This window comes from uncultured Jannaschia sp. (genome assembly GCF_947494025.1).
GTDB lineage: Bacteria > Pseudomonadota > Alphaproteobacteria > Rhodobacterales > Rhodobacteraceae > Jannaschia.
Genome location: NZ_CANLTQ010000001.1, coordinates 131,614 through 146,174, shown reverse-complemented (window position 1 = coordinate 146,174; position 14,561 = coordinate 131,614). Strand labels below are relative to the sequence as shown.

Below are 14,561 nucleotides of genomic sequence, written 5' to 3'. Positions count from 1 at the left end.
AATCTGTTGTCATCCGGGAACCCCGCGCAATATCACCGCTCACAGGTCGCGCGCGGGGGTCGAGGTTTGCCGGATACGTCAGGGATCGAGGTCGAGGCGCTCGACGCGGGCGCCGCCGCACAGGAGCTGGCTCGTCTCGCGGAACTGCTCGCGCGTGCCGACGCCGCCTACCACCGCGACGACGACCCGGTAATGAGCGACGCCGAATACGACGCCGCGAAGCGTCGGAACGCGGCGATCGAGGATCGCTTCCCGAGGCGCAAGCGCGCCGACAGCCCGACCGAGCGGGTCGGGGCCGCGCCGTCGGAAACCTTCGGCAAGGTCCGCCACAAGGTGCGGATGCTTTCGCTGGGCAACGCCTTCGAACGCGACGACGTGACCGAGTTCGACGCCCGCATCCGCCGCTTCCTCGACCTCGCGCCGGACGCGCCGCTGGCCTACACCGCCGAGCCCAAGATCGACGGGTTGAGCCTGTCGCTGCGCTACGAGGGGGGGCGTCTCGTCCGGGCGGCGACGCGGGGCGACGGGCAGACCGGCGAGGACGTGACGGCGAACGCGCGCACGATCCACGACATCCCCGAGACGCTCGACGATGCGCCGGACGTGCTGGAGGTGCGCGGCGAGGTTTACATGAGCCACGCCGACTTCGCCGCGCTCAACGAACGGCAGGCGGAGGCGGGCGCCAAGACCTTCGCCAATCCGCGCAACGCCGCCGCGGGCAGCTTGCGCCAGCTCGACGCGCAAGTGACCGCGGCCCGGCCGCTCAAGTTCTTCGCCTATGCCTGGGGCGAGCTGTCCGCGCCGCTGGCGGAGACGCAGACCGGCGCGCTCGAACGGCTGAGTGTGCTCGGCTTCCGGACCAATCCCGAAACGCGGCGCTGCGACGGGGTGGACGGGCTTCTGGATCGCTACGCCGGCATCGAGGCCGCGCGGGCCGATCTGGGCTACGACATCGACGGCGTCGTCTACAAGGTCGACGATCTCGCCCTGCAGGGGCGGCTCGGCTTTCGCTCCACCACCCCCCGTTGGGCCATCGCCCACAAGTTCGCGGCCGAGACCGCCTGGACCCGGCTCGAAGCGATCGACATCAACGTGGGCCGCACCGGGTCGCTCTCGCCCATCGCGCGGCTGCGGCCGGTGACCGTGGGCGGCGTCGTCGTCTCCAACGCGACGCTCCACAACGAGGATTACATCGCGGGTGTGGACAATGCCGGCAATTCGATCCGCACGGGCGACCTGCGTGTGGGCGACCGGGTGGAGATCTACCGCGCGGGGGACGTGATCCCGAAGGTCCGCGACGTCGACCTTTCCGCCCGCCTGCCCGGGGCCGAACCCTACGCCTTTCCCGACGTTTGCCCCGATTGCGGAAGCCCCGCCCGGCGCGAGCCGGGGGAATCGGTGCGCCGCTGCACCGGCGGGCTCATCTGTCCGGCGCAGCGGGTGGCGCGGCTCAAGCATCTCGTCTCGCGCGGGGCGATGGACATCGAAGGACTCGGCGACAAGGAGATCGAGCGCTTCCACGAGCTGGGCTGGGTTCGCGCGCCGGCCGACATCTACCGGCTCCGGGCGCGGCACGGGGCGGGGAAGGAAGCGGTCGCGGCGCTGGAGGGCTGGGGCGAGACCTCCGCCGGTAATCTTTTCGCGGCCATCGAGGCGTCGCGGCGGCAGGAGCTCGCGCGCGTGCTCTTCGGTCTTGGCATCCGCCATCTGGGCGAGGTGGCGGGCCGCGATCTGGCGCGGCACTTCCAGACCTGGACGGCGTTCCTGCACGAAGTCGACGCGGCAATGCCGGCCGCCGAGGCGCACCGGCGCGCGGAGGAGGCCATCCTCGCCGAACGCGCGGCCGCGGAAGTCGAGGGCCGCCGCGCGCGGATCGCCGAGACCCGCACCCGCGAATGGACGGACGTGGCGCCCGAGGCCCGCGCGGCCTGGGACGACCTGATCGGCATCGACGGGATCGGCGCGACGTTGGCGCTCGCCATTTGCGACGCGCTCACCCCCGGCCTCGAACGGGAGGCCATCCTCGAGTTTCTGACCGAGCTCGACCCCGAGGCACCGGAGGCCGTCGCGGCGGCGAGCCCGGTCGCCGGAAAGACCGTCGTCTTCACCGGCTCGCTCGAAAAGATGACGCGGGCCGAGGCGAAGCATCAGGCGGAAGCGCTCGGCGCCAAGGTCTCGGGCTCGGTGTCCGCGAAGACGGACCTCGTCGTCGCGGGCCCGGGCGCCGGTTCGAAGGCGGCCAAGGCCGCGGAGCTCGGCGTGGAGACGATCGACGAGGATGGCTGGCTCGCGCTGATCGGGAGCGCATGAGCGGCCGCCCCGAGCGCCTGTTCCCGCTCTTCGCCGCGCTCGAAACGCTGCCGGGGATCGGGCCGAAGACGGCGAAACTGATGGCGAACCTGCGAGTCGCCGTGCCGAAGGATCTGCTCTTCACGCTGCCGACCGGCGGGATCGACCGCAGCCCCGTCGCCTCGATCCGCGACGCGACGCTGCCGGGCGTCGCGACCGTTCCGGTGACGGTCGGTCGGCACATGCCGCCCGCGACCAAGGGACGCCCCTACCGGATCGAAGTGGATGACGCGCGCACGACGTTCCAGGTCGTCTTCTTTCGCGGTTCGGCCGACATGCACATGCGGACGCTGCCGCCCGGCGCCCGGCGCATCCTGTCGGGCAAGGCCGAGCTCTACGACGGCGTGGCGCAGATGCCGCATCCCGACCACGTCCTGAGCGAGGGCGAGACCCTGCCCGCCTACGAGCCGGTCTATCCCCTGACTGCGGGGCTCAGCGCGAAGGTCGTGACGAAGGCGGTGGAGGGGGCGCTGAAGCGCGTGCCGGACCTGCCGGAATGGATCGACCCGGCATTGATGGCGGAACGCGGCTGGCCCGCCTTCGCCGACGCGCTGCGCGCGGCGCACCACCCGGATGGCGCGGCCGGCCTCGCCCCCGAATTCCCCGCGCGGCAGCGGCTCGCCTACGACGAACTCCTCGCCCATCAGCTCACCCTCGCGCTCGCCCGGGCGTCCGACCGACGACGGAAGGGCATCGTGACCGAAGGGAATGGCCGGCTGCGTCGCAAGGTGCTCGCCGCGCTGCCCTACGTGCCGACCGCGGCGCAGCAGCGCGCGGTCGAGGAGATCGCCGCCGACATGGCCGAGCCGCGCCGCATGAACCGCCTGTTGCAGGGCGATGTCGGGTCCGGCAAGACGCTGGTGGCGCTGATGGCGCTCCTGACCGCGGCGGAAGCGGGGGGGCAGGCGGTGATGATGGCGCCGACCGAGATCCTCGCCCGTCAGCACGCCGAGAGCCTGCGTCCCCTGGCCGATGCGGCCGGCGTCGTGCTCGAGCTACTGACGGGCCGCGACAAGGGCCGCGAGCGGCAGGCCAAGCTCGACGCGCTGGCCGCGGGCGACATCGCGATCCTCGTGGGCACCCATGCCGTGTTCCAGCGCGACGTGGCCTTCGCCGACCTTCGCCTCGCCGTGATCGACGAGCAGCATCGCTTCGGCGTGCGCCAGCGCCTGCTGCTGGGGGAGAAGAACGCGGCGACCGACGTGCTGGTGATGACCGCGACGCCGATCCCGCGCAGCCTCGCGCTCACGCAATACGGCGACATGGATCTGAGCGTGCTGGACGAGAAACCGCCCGGCCGCACACCCGTCGTCACCGCCACCGTTCCCGTCGCGCGGATGGACGACGTCGTGGCCAAGCTCAGGGCCGCCATCTCCGAAGGCCGTCAGGCCTACTGGGTCTGCCCCCTCGTCGAGGAGTCGGAAGCCGCCGACCTCGCCTCGGCGGAGGAGCGGTTCCGCGCGCTGCGGAGCGCGCTCGGGGAAGCGATTGTCGGCCTCGTCCATGGTCAGATGCCGCCCGCCGAGAAGGATGCGGCGATGGCGCGGTTCGTGGCAGGGAAGACCTCCGTTCTCGTCGCCACGACCGTGATCGAGGTCGGGGTGAACGTGCCCAATGCCTCCATCATGGTGATCGAGCGGGCGGAGACGTTCGGGCTCGCGCAGCTTCACCAATTGCGCGGCCGGGTCGGGCGCGGCAGGGCGGCCTCGACCTGCCTCCTGATGTATCGTGCCCCGCTCGGCGAGACGGCGGAGGCGCGGCTTCGCATCCTGCGCGAGACGGAGGACGGGTTCCGCATCTCCGAGGAGGATCTACAGCTTCGCGGCGCGGGCGACGTGATCGGGACCGCGCAATCAGGCCTGCCGCGCTTTCGCGTCGCCGATCTCGAACGTCAAGCCGGGCTGATGGCGCTGGCGAGCCGCGACGCGCGCGCGCTTCTCGCCGCCGATCCGAAACTCGAGAACCCGCGCGGACAGGCCGCGCGCCTGCTGCTCTGGCTGACCGAGCAGGATCGCGCTCTCCGCCTCCTGTCAGTCGGTTAGGCTGCACGTTCCGTTCTGTTCGCGGATGTTCCTAAAAAGTTCTTTACACGAGGCCGGGAAAATGAGAACAAAGTAGCAACTCTTAGCAACAGGTGCCGCCATGATACACAAGGTCAAGATCGCCCTTGCCCGGATCGACCGGGAACCCCTGACGGATATCCTTGGCGGCGTGTGGCTCGTGACGTTGATGCTGAGCTTTCTGCATCTGCCGGCCCTGATCGCCTGACGACCTGATCTGCCCGCATCCCGCGCCGAACGCTTTCCGGTCGTCCCGACGCCGGTAAGTTGCCGCCGCCTCCGTCCCCGAGGCATCGCGGTCGGCTCCGCCTCATCCGAGCCAGCTCACTGCCCGTGCGTCGGGATGCAACCTGACCGCCGCCTCCTTCGGAGCGCGGCGGTTTTTTCGAGGGGCTTATCGAAGGCCGAGACGTGGCTCGTCACGTGATCGCGCCGAAGCCTGACCGAATCCCGCTGTTCCGCCCGGGCCAAAGCAGGGCCGTCTCCGATCCCGGGCGGTCGTGTATCGCAATCAAACCGTCCTTCACACCTGGTCCCCACGGAGCGCCCTTGGAGCGTGACGTTGCCCGTTCGCGGCGGCGCAGGTCGGGTCGGCTCCTCCGGTTGCCGTCCGTATCGCACGCGGCGCGATCCTCGACGTCTGCCCCGACCGAGCGGATCGGAACGCGGTCGGCTCGCGGAGATCCGCGCGTGTCCCACGAGGCGGCAGCTTTGAACGCAAAGCGCGAACGGCTCTTCGAGGACGGTTCGGGTTCCCGGAACGCAAGGTCGCCGAGGGCCGGCGATTGGTAACGCTACGAGCGACCGGATCCGACCGCCTTTCGCAAGCGTATCGGCAGCAAGCGGAGGCGTCCAAAATTCGGAGGCGATCGCGATCCCGAACTGTTTTCCCGGTAATGGGAGCCGACCGGAAAAATCCCTGGGCATTGCGGTTCAGGGCGATCCGTCACTCCCCGATAGGAGGGAAACGCCTCGTCACGAAACGGAGAGCCGTGCCCGTTCGGTCTCCTCCAGCGCGGCCACGGTCGCGTCGAGGGCCAACAGGATCGACGCGTGGCGGTTCTTGAAGTCGCGCGCGGGGGTCAGCACTTCGTAACCGTCCCAGGGGGTGTCCGGCACCGGCCCGCCGTCCTTCAGCATGGCGCGCAGTGCGTCGCGCGCCGCCGCCACTTCGCCGAGGTCGCGTCCGATCATCTGCCGACCCGAGATCGAGGCCGAGGCCTGGCCGAGCGCGCAGGCCTTCACGTCCTGCGCGTAGCGCACGATCCGTCCATCCTCGGTGTCGAGCGCGACCGTCACCGTCGAGCCGCAAAGCGGCGAGCGCTTCTTGGCGACCGCCTGCGGAGCGTCGAGCCCCGCCGTCATCGGCATGTCCGCGGCAAGTTCCAGAATCCGGCCGGAATAGAGCTTGACGAGGTCGGCGTCGGACATGGCGGGTTCCTTCCGGGAGGTTCGCACCCTAGGTAGCGGTCCCGACCGGAGTTTCAAAGGTGCGCGATGGCCACGACATTCGATCCCTCGACGCTGCGTTACGATGCACGCGGACTCATCCCCGCCGTCGCGCAGGACGCACGGACGGGTGAGGTGCTGATGATGGCCTGGATGAACGTCGAGGCCGTGGCCCGGACGCTCGAGAGCGGTCGCGTCACCTATTGGTCGCGATCCCGTGCGGCCTTCTGGGTGAAGGGCGAGACGTCCGGCCATACGCAGAAGCTCGTGGAGATGCGCGTCGATTGCGACCGCGATAGCCTGCTCCTGCGGATCGACCAGACCGGACCGGCCTGTCATACGAACCGGCGCAGCTGCTTCTATACGAGCGTGCAGGACGGACATGAAATCGTCGCTATGACGCCGGAATTCTAGAGCCGCTTCCCGGCACGGCGCCGATGGTGCGGCTGCGATTCCAGCCTTCCGCCTCTCCTTTTACCCGCGTTAGGTCGTCGAGCGATGCCCCGCCGGCCCAAGCGAGGGACACACCGGCGGAAGCGGGACGGGGCGGAAAATGGTCACCCCGAGCCAGCGATCCCCCGACTTGAACTGTTATCGCTAACGTTGCATTTGGTGCGTGACAGCAGGGGGAATGGACCATGCCGCTCGACACCCGCATCGAAGAGATCACCGACCGTATCCGCGAACGCTCGCGCCCGACCCGCGAGGCGTATCTCGCGCGGATGCGGGATCAGGCGCAGCAGGGGCCGCGCCGCGCGCACCTCGATTGCGGCAACCAGGCCCATGCCTATGCCGCGATGGGCGAGCAGAAAGACGACCTCGCAGAGGAGCGCGGCCCCAATATCGGGATCGTGACCGCCTACAACGACATGCTGAGCGCGCATCAGCCGTTCAAGGATTATCCCGACCGTATCAAGGCCGCCGCGCGTGCGGCCGGCGCGACGGCGCAGGTCGCGGGTGGGGTGCCCGCCATGTGCGACGGGGTCACGCAAGGCCAGCAGGGGATGGAGCTGTCGCTTTTCTCCCGCGACGTGATCGCGCTGGCCACCGGGGTCGCGCTCAGCCACAACACCTTCGATTCCGCGCTCTATCTCGGCATCTGCGACAAGATCGTGCCGGGCCTCGTCATCGCCGCCGCGACCTTCGGCTACCTTCCGGGCATCTTCGTTCCCGCCGGCCCGATGACCACCGGGATCGGCAACGAGGAGAAGGCCCGCGTGCGCCGCGAGTTCGCGGAGGGCAAGATCGACCGGAAGGCGCTGATGCGCTCCGAGATGGCCTCCTATCACGGGCCGGGCACCTGCACCTTTTACGGCACGGCGAACTCGAACCAGATGCTGATGGAATTCATGGGCCTGCACCTGCCGGGCGCGTCCTTCGTCAATCCGGGCACGCCCTTGCGCGACGCGCTGACCGACGCCGCGGCCCTCCGCGCGACGGAGATCACCGGGCTCGGCAACGAGTTCACGCCGGTCTGCGACGTGCTCGACGAGCGGGCCTACGTGAACGGGCTGGTAGGATTGATGGCGACGGGCGGGTCGACGAACCTCGTCCTTCACCTGATCGCCATGGCACGCGCCTCGGGCGTGCAGTTGACCTGCGGGGATTTCGACGCGGTGTCGGACATCACCCCGCTGATGGCACGGGTCTATCCGAACGGTCTTGCCGACGTGAACCATTTCCACGCGGCGGGCGGGTTGCCCTACATGATCGGGCGCCTGCTCGAGGCGGGGATGCTGCACGAGGACGTGCGGACCGTCGCGGGGCAGGGACTCGCCATTTATGCCAACGAGCCGAAGCTCGACGGCGACGCGATCCGCTGGGAGGCCGGCCCGGCCGAAAGCCAGAACCACAAGATCCTGCGCCCGCCGCACGACGCCTTCGACCATCACGGCGGGCTGAAGCAGGTGCGCGGCAATCTCGGCCTCGGCGTGATGAAGATCAGTGCCGTGAAGGAGGAGTACCACACGATCGAGGCGCCGGCCCGCGTGTTCCGGGATCAGGGCGCGGTGAAGGCGGCCTTCCAGGCGGGCGAGCTCGATCGCGATTGCGTGGTCGTCGTTCGCTACCAGGGCCCCCGCGCGAACGGCATGCCGGAGTTGCACGGTCTGACCCCCGTCCTGTCGGTCCTGCAGGGGCGCGGCCACAAGGTCGCCCTCGTCACCGACGGGCGCATGTCGGGGGCGTCGGGCAAGGTGCCCGCGGCGATCCACGTCGCGCCCGAGGCACTCGACGGCGGTCTGATCGCCAAAATCGAGGACGGCGACATCATCCGGGTCGATGCGGCGGGCGGCCGGCTCGAGGTTCTGACCGAAGGTGTGGAGGCGCGCGAACTCGTCCATCCCGACCTCGCCGCGAACGAGCACGGTCTCGGCCGCGAGCTCTTCTCGATCTTCCGGCAGAGCGCCGGGCGCGCGGATGCCGGGGCGGGGGTGGTCATCTGACCGCCCGTCCCGCCAGAACCGCATCGAACACTAGCCGGAGGCGCCAGCCATGACCCCGCAAGACCAATCCAGGGCCGCCCGCGACATCGCCGCCCGTGCGCCCGTCATTCCCGTCCTCGTCCTCGACGACGAGGCCCATGCCCGGCCGCTTGCGGAGGCGCTGGTCGCCGGCGGCCTGCCGGCGCTGGAGGTGACGCTGCGCACGCCTGCCGCGCTCGACTGCATCCGCGCGATGGCCGAGGTCGAGGGCGGGATCGTCGGCGCCGGCACGCTCCTGACCCCTGCCGACGTGCGCACGGCGAAGGCCGCGGGCGCGCGGTTCGGCGTCTCGCCCGGCGCAACGGAGACGCTGGTGCGGGCCTGCATCGACGAGGATCTGCCGCTCCTGCCCGGGGCGGCGACCGCGACCGAGGCGATGGCGCTGCTCGAGATGGGCTATGACATGATGAAGTTCTTCCCCGCCGAAGCCGCCGGGGGCGCCCCTGCACTGAAAGCCATCGGCGCGCCGATCCCTCAGATCTCCTTCTGCCCGACCGGCGGTGTGAGCCTCGCCAACAAGGCCGATTACCTGAGCCTGCCCAACGTCTCCGTTGTAGGCGGCAGCTGGGTCGCGCCGAAGGACAAGATGGCGGCAGGCGACTGGGCCGGGATCGAGACCCTCGCCCGCGAGGCGCGCGGCTAGGGACGGAGCCTCCGGCGGGGATATTCGGGAAGCGAAGACAGGAGCCGTGTCATCCGGCGCCCTTCGCCAGCAGGGCGTCGACCTCCTCCGAAGGGATCCCGCCGAGGCCGGTAAAGTCGCCCCTGTCGAAAACCGGGGCGGCGGCGTCGCGGATGGCGCGGTGGGCGGCCCGCGCCAGCAACGCGCCGAGCGAGATACGTGCGACCCCGGCATGGGCGAAGGCGTCGCGCGTGGTGCGCGTCCAGGGCCCGGCGACGAGCGCGTTTACCGGAGCGGAGACAGCAGCGACGATGCGCTCGAGATCGGCCATGCCGCCGGGCATCGGGCAATAAAGCACGTCCGCCCCCGCCTCCTCGAAGGCACGCAGGCGGCGGATCGCCTCGTCCATGTCGTAGGCGCCGTGCATCACCCCGTCGGCCCGGGCGCAGAAGACGAAGTCGTGCGGAGCCCGGCGCGCGGCGGCGGCGGCGGCCTCGACCCGGGCGATCGCGGCGGCGAAGTCGTAGGCCCGTCCCTCGGGAGAAACGTCCTCGATGCAGCACCCGGCGAGCCCGGCCAGCGCGGCCTCGTTCACACTGTCCCCGCAATCGCCCGGCTCCGGCCCATAGCCGTCCTCGAGATCGGCGGAAACGGGGACGCCCACGTGGCTGGCGATGTCCTTGGCATGGGCGATGGCCTCGGCCCGGCCCACCCTGCCGCCGTCCGGCAGGCCGCGGGTAAAGGCATAGCCGGCGGAGGTCGTGCCGATCGCCCGGGCGCCGAGCGCGACGAGCATCCGGGCCGATCCCGCGTCCCACGCATTCGCGAGGATCAGCGGGTCTCCCGGAACGTGGAGGTCGCGGAAACCGGTCATTCGGTCATCTCCCTGAGGAAGCGTCGAAGCGTGTCGCGTCCGGCGAAGAGGCGCATCGTCGGCCTGCGCGAAAGCGGGGCGGAGATGCCTGCCCCCTTCGTCGCCTGCACGCGGGAACAATGGCCGCTGCCGTCATTTTCGTCCACGGTCACGCCGCCCGGTTCGTTGAACGCCTCTGCCATCGCGCATACCGGACACCGGGGGCGGGGCGCTGTCAAACGCTTGGCAGCGGACCGTGCCCATGCTAGGCCGCCGCCATGGGCACGGCGACCTGCATCATCTGCATTCCGACCGCCCGCTGAGGTTTCGGCGGGCCAAGGGTGCCCGCGTCCCGATCCCGGCCCCTCCGTCCCGCGCCACGAGTGAAGGAGAGGCCCCGATGGACCGGCCCGTGATCCGCCTGCGCAACACCGCGACCCGCCGCGTCGAGCCGTTCGCGCCGATCGACCCCGCGAACGTGCGCCTCTATCTCTGCGGCCCCACGGTCTACGACCGGGCGCATCTCGGCAACGCGCGCAACGTCATCGTCTTCGACGTGCTGACCCGGCTCCTGCGGCACGATCACGGCGCGGAGCACGTGACATACGTGCGCAATTTCACCGACGTGGACGACAAGATCAACGCGCGGGCCGCCGAGACGGGGCGGCCCATCGCGGACATCACGGAGGAGACGGCGCGCTGGTATCTGGAGGACATGGCGGCGCTCGGCAACGCGGAGCCCGACCATATGCCGCGTGCGACCGGATACATCCCCCAGATGGTCGCGATGATCGAGGATCTGATCGCGCGGGGGCACGCCTACGCCGCCGGGGGGCATGTCCTTTTCGCCGTCGGTACCTTCCCGGGCTACGGCCGCCTTTCGGGGCGGGCCGTGGACGACATGATCGCCGGCGCGCGGGTGGAGGTGGCGCCCTACAAGCGCGATCCGATGGATTTCGTGCTGTGGAAGCCGTCGGGCGAGGGCGAGCCGGGCTGGGACTCCCCCTGGGGCCGGGGGCGGCCGGGCTGGCACATCGAATGCTCGGCCATGGCGAAGGACTTGCTGGGGCCGAGCTTCGACATCCACGGCGGCGGCAACGACCTGCTGTTCCCGCACCACGAGAACGAGCGGGCGCAGAGCTGCTGCGTCGATCCGGAGGCGGAGTTCGCGCGGGTCTGGCTGCACAACGAGATGCTTCTCGTCGAGGGGCGGAAGATGTCGAAGTCGCTCGGCAACTTCTTCACCGTCCGCGACCTGCTCGATCGCGGCGTGCCGGGCGAGGTCGTCCGCCTCGTCTTCCTGTCGACGCATTATACCAAACCGATGGACTGGACCGAGGCGAAGGCGCGGGAGGCGGAGGGCACGTTGCGCCGCTGGCGCGCGATGGCGGCGCCGGGCGGAACCGTCGATGCGGGGGTGCTGGACGCGCTGCGCGACGACCTGAACACGCCCGGGGCCATCGCGGAGCTGCACCGCATCGCCAAGGCCGGCGACGGCGCCACGCTCGCGGCGTCGGCGGCGCTTCTCGGCCTGCTGACGCCGGAGCTGGGTGATTGGATCGGCGCGGGCGACGACGATCTGGTCGAGGCGGTGCTTGCGGCCCGCGTCACAGCCCGTGCGGAACAGGATTGGGCCCGTGCCGACGCCCTGCGCGACGCGCTCCTTGCCGCGGGCGTCGTCGTGACCGACGGCAAGGGCCGGGGCTGGGAGGCCGGACCGGGCTACGACCCTTCCAAGCTGGAGGGCGTCGCATGACCGCGCCGCGGCGTTTTCCTGGCTCGAATGCGTCCGCCGGAGGCGCGGCATGACCGAACGCCTCTACCTCTACGACACCACCCTCCGCGACGGGCAGCAGACGCAGGGAGTTTCCTTCTCCGCGGGCGAGAAGCGCGAGATCGCGGCGATGCTCGACATGCTCGGCGTCGATCACGTCGAGGGCGGCTGGCCCGGCGCGAACCCGACCGACAGCGAGTTCTTCGAGGCGCCGCCGAAGCTCTCGGCCACGCTGACGGCCTTCGGCATGACCAAGCGGGCGGGGCGGTCGGCGGCCAATGACGACGTGCTGGCCGCCGTGCTGAACGTGGGGACGCCTTCGGTCTGCCTTGTCGGCAAGACCGACATCTTCCACGTGGAAACCGCGCTCGGCATCGCGCCGGAGGAGAATCTCGCCAACATCCGCGACTCGATCGCCCATCTCGTGGCCGAGGGGCGCGAAGCGATCTTCGACGCGGAGCATTTCTTCGACGGCTACGAGGTGGATGCGCCCTATGCCGTCGCGTGCCTCGACGCCGCCTTCGACGCCGGCGCGCGCTGGCTGGTGCTTTGCGACACCAATGGCGGCACGATGCCGGCGCGGATCGCGGAGGTCGTGGGCGCGGTCATCGCGCACGGCATTCCCGGCGACCGGCTCGGTATCCATACCCACAACGACACCGAGCAGGCGGTGGCCGGCAGCCTCGCCGCGGTGGAGGCCGGCGTGCGGCAGGTGCAGGGGACGTTGAACGGGCTTGGCGAACGCTGTGGCAACGCGAATCTGACGACGCTGATCCCGACGCTCCTGCTGAAGGAACCCTATGCGAGCCGCTTCGCCACCAACGTGTCACCCGACGTTCTGCCGAAACTCGTGACCGTCTCTCGCCGGCTCGACGACATCCTGAACCGCGTGCCCCGGCGCGATGCGGCCTATGTCGGCGCGTCGGCCTTCGCGCACAAGGCGGGGCTCCATGCGAGCGCGATCCTGAAGGATCCGACGACCTACGAGCACATCCCGCCGGAAAGCGTCGGCAACACCCGGATCGTGCCGATGTCGAACCAGGCGGGGCTGTCGAACCTGCGCAAACGGCTGGCCGATCTGGGCCTCGAATGCGACGAGGGGGCGCTGCGCCGCATCCTCGGGCGGGTGAAGGAGCGCGAGGATCGGGGTTATGCCTACGACGTCGCGCCGGCGAGCTTCGAACTGATCGCGCGGGAAGAGCTCGGACTGATGCCCGACCTCTTCGCCGTCGAGCGCTACCGCGTCACGGTCGAGCGGCGCCGCGACCCGCGCGGAGCGCCGATGCGTTTGTCGGAGGCCGTGGTCGTCGTGCAGGTGGACGGGGAGAAGCTTCTGTCGGTGTCCGAAAGCCTCGACCCGGAGGGTACGGATCGCGGGCCGGTCAACGCACTGCACCGTGCGCTGGCCAAGGATTTGGGTCGCTGGCAGGAGCAGGTCGACGACATCCGTCTGAAGGATTTCCGCGTCCGCATCATGCAGGGCGGGGTCGAGGCTGTGACGCGCGTCATCATCGACCACGAGGACGGGCAGGGCCGGCACTGGTCCACGGTCGGCGTCTCGCCTAACATCGTGGATGCGAGTTTCGAGGCGTTGCTCGACGCGGTCCGCTGGAAGCTCGTCCAGTGACGCCGGAGGAGGGGATCGCGGCCTGTGCCGGGCTCGTGCAACGTGGCGATCCCCCGCGCTTCCGTGCCGCGATGGCCGCGCCCGTCCCGCTCCGGCGGATGCTGTTCCCGCTCTACGCCTTCAACCTCGAGGTCGCGCGCGCGCCGCTGGTGACGAAGGAGCCGATGATCGCGGAGATGCGCCTGCAATGGTGGCGCGACGCGTTGGGCGAGATCGCCGCGGGCGGGCAGGTGCGCCGTCACGAGGTCGTCACGCCGCTGGCCCTCGCGCTCGACGCGGAAGGCGCCCGTGATCTCGACGACCTGATCGAGGCGCGGCGCGCGGATATCGAGGGGCTGCGCCCCGCGGAGCCGGACGACGTGACGCGCTATCTCGACCGCACCGCCGGGACGCTGCTCTGGACCGCGGCGCGGCTGGCGGGCGCGACGGACGAGGACATGGCGCGCGACGGCGGCCTGGCGCAGGGTCTGGCGAACTGGCTCCTCGCGGTGCCCGATCTCGTCGCACGGAACCGCGAACCCCTGCCACCGGGCGACCCCGATGCCCGGATGCGGGAGCTTGCGCAGACGGGTCTCGACGCCCTCGCGCGCGCCCGTTCGGCGCGGGTGGCGACGCCCGCGCGGCCCGTTTTCCTCGTCCTTGCCGATACGGGTGCGCGGCTGCGCGCGATCCGGCGCGATCCCGCCAACCCGCCGCGGGAAACGCCGCTGCGCGATCGCCTGCGTCTCGGCCTGCGCAGCCTGCGGGGGTGGTAAGGCTCAGACCTCGGAGGTCTTCAGGTAGGAGCGCATTCCGTAGATCAGCGGCGAACCCTCCTCGGCCACGCGGACCGCGCGCACCGCGCCTATGATGACGTGATGCGTGCCGACAAGGTCGGCGCTCTGCAGGTCGCAATCAAAGCCGGCCAGACCGTTCAGAACCGGCGCGCCCGTCCGCGCCACGGCCCAGTCGACGCAGGCGAACCTGTCCCCGCCGGGCGCCTCGCTGCGTCCGGCAAATATGTCGGCCACCCGTTGCTGCCCGGCCTCGAGCACGTTCACCGCGAAGCAGCCGTTCCGCAGGATCGGTGCGGCCGCGGAGGCACCCTTGTTGATGCAGACCAGCATGGTCGGCGCGTCGCCGCCGGCCGAGACACTCGTCATCGCCGAGACCGTGACGCCCGCGCGCCCACCCGGCCCGTCGGTCGTGACCACGCTGACGGTCGCCGCGGCGCGGGACATGGCATGGATGAAATCGGCGCGGAGGCGTTCGTCTGACATGCCTGTCACCTAACGCATGGGCGGATCGTGTCGAGTGGCTTTCCCTCCCCCGCGCCGCGTGATCTGTTCGCGGCCGGACCACAGG

At 70.3% G+C, this 14,561-nt stretch carries 13 protein-coding genes; 9 read left to right on the top strand and 4 right to left on the bottom strand.

Annotated elements, in window-relative coordinates:
- Positions 1-66: 66 nt before the first annotated feature.
- From ligA to Q1B08_RS00730, 3 genes are all read left to right on the top strand, one after another.
- Positions 67-2,310 carry an NAD-dependent DNA ligase LigA gene (gene ligA, locus Q1B08_RS00740; protein ID WP_299813169.1) on the top strand — a complete coding sequence of 748 codons (2,244 nt, stop codon included), beginning with the start codon at positions 67-69 and terminating at the stop codon, positions 2,308-2,310.
- The gene (gene recG / locus Q1B08_RS00735) at positions 2,307-4,391 is read left to right on the top strand and encodes an ATP-dependent DNA helicase RecG (RefSeq protein ID WP_299813167.1); all 2,085 of its coding nucleotides are present in this window, start codon (positions 2,307-2,309) and stop codon (positions 4,389-4,391) included. The genes ligA and recG overlap by 4 nt, the downstream gene beginning before the upstream one ends.
- Before the next feature lie 100 nt (positions 4,392-4,491).
- Positions 4,492-4,617, top strand: coding sequence for a hypothetical protein (locus Q1B08_RS00730; protein ID WP_299813165.1), 126 nt, complete (start codon positions 4,492-4,494; stop codon positions 4,615-4,617).
- Between the two features lie 767 nt (positions 4,618-5,384).
- Here Q1B08_RS00730 and Q1B08_RS00725 read toward each other — a convergent pair.
- Positions 5,385-5,840 (bottom strand): iron-sulfur cluster assembly scaffold protein, encoded by a 456-nt coding sequence (locus Q1B08_RS00725; protein WP_299813162.1) that lies wholly within the window; start codon positions 5,838-5,840, stop codon positions 5,385-5,387.
- Positions 5,841-5,906: 66 nt separating this feature from the next.
- Between Q1B08_RS00725 and hisI the strand changes: the two genes are divergently transcribed.
- From hisI to eda, 3 genes are all read left to right on the top strand, one after another.
- Positions 5,907-6,272, top strand: a complete 366-nt coding sequence (gene hisI, locus Q1B08_RS00720) for a phosphoribosyl-AMP cyclohydrolase (protein WP_299813159.1) — start codon at positions 5,907-5,909, stop codon at positions 6,270-6,272.
- 224 nt (positions 6,273-6,496) lie between these two features.
- Complete coding sequence (gene edd, locus Q1B08_RS00715; RefSeq protein WP_299813156.1) at positions 6,497-8,302, top strand: phosphogluconate dehydratase; 1,806 nt, start codon at positions 6,497-6,499, stop codon at positions 8,300-8,302.
- A gap of 49 nt (positions 8,303-8,351) precedes the next feature.
- Complete coding sequence (gene eda / locus Q1B08_RS00710; RefSeq protein WP_299813153.1) at positions 8,352-8,984, top strand: bifunctional 4-hydroxy-2-oxoglutarate aldolase/2-dehydro-3-deoxy-phosphogluconate aldolase; 633 nt, start codon at positions 8,352-8,354, stop codon at positions 8,982-8,984.
- Positions 8,985-9,033: 49 nt separating this feature from the next.
- Here eda and Q1B08_RS00705 read toward each other — a convergent pair whose 3' ends face one another.
- Positions 9,034-9,837, bottom strand: a complete 804-nt coding sequence (locus Q1B08_RS00705) for an isocitrate lyase/phosphoenolpyruvate mutase family protein (RefSeq protein WP_299813150.1) — start codon at positions 9,835-9,837, stop codon at positions 9,034-9,036.
- Complete coding sequence (locus tag Q1B08_RS00700) at positions 9,834-10,019, bottom strand: hypothetical protein (protein WP_299813147.1); 186 nt, start codon at positions 10,017-10,019, stop codon at positions 9,834-9,836. The genes Q1B08_RS00705 and Q1B08_RS00700 overlap by 4 nt, the downstream gene beginning before the upstream one ends.
- Before the next feature lie 197 nt (positions 10,020-10,216).
- Here Q1B08_RS00700 and cysS point away from each other — a divergent pair, with 197 nt between their 5' ends.
- The 3 genes from cysS to Q1B08_RS00685 are packed head-to-tail and all read left to right on the top strand — an operon-like array spanning position 10,217 to position 13,972.
- A complete protein-coding gene (gene cysS, locus Q1B08_RS00695; protein WP_299813144.1) occupies positions 10,217-11,572 on the top strand; it encodes a cysteine--tRNA ligase in 1,356 nt (451 codons plus the stop codon).
- A 49-nt stretch (positions 11,573-11,621) separates the two neighbouring features.
- Positions 11,622-13,217 carry a citramalate synthase gene (cimA, locus tag Q1B08_RS00690; protein ID WP_299813141.1) on the top strand — a complete coding sequence of 532 codons (1,596 nt, stop codon included), beginning with the start codon at positions 11,622-11,624 and terminating at the stop codon, positions 13,215-13,217.
- Complete coding sequence (locus Q1B08_RS00685; protein WP_299813138.1) at positions 13,214-13,972, top strand: squalene/phytoene synthase family protein; 759 nt, start codon at positions 13,214-13,216, stop codon at positions 13,970-13,972. Before cimA ends, Q1B08_RS00685 begins: the two co-directional genes overlap by 4 nt.
- 3 nt (positions 13,973-13,975) lie before the next feature.
- Here Q1B08_RS00685 and Q1B08_RS00680 read toward each other — a convergent pair whose 3' ends face one another.
- Positions 13,976-14,476 (bottom strand): flavin reductase family protein, encoded by a 501-nt coding sequence (locus Q1B08_RS00680; RefSeq protein WP_299813135.1) that lies wholly within the window; start codon positions 14,474-14,476, stop codon positions 13,976-13,978.
- Between the last annotated feature and the right edge of the window lie 85 nt (positions 14,477-14,561).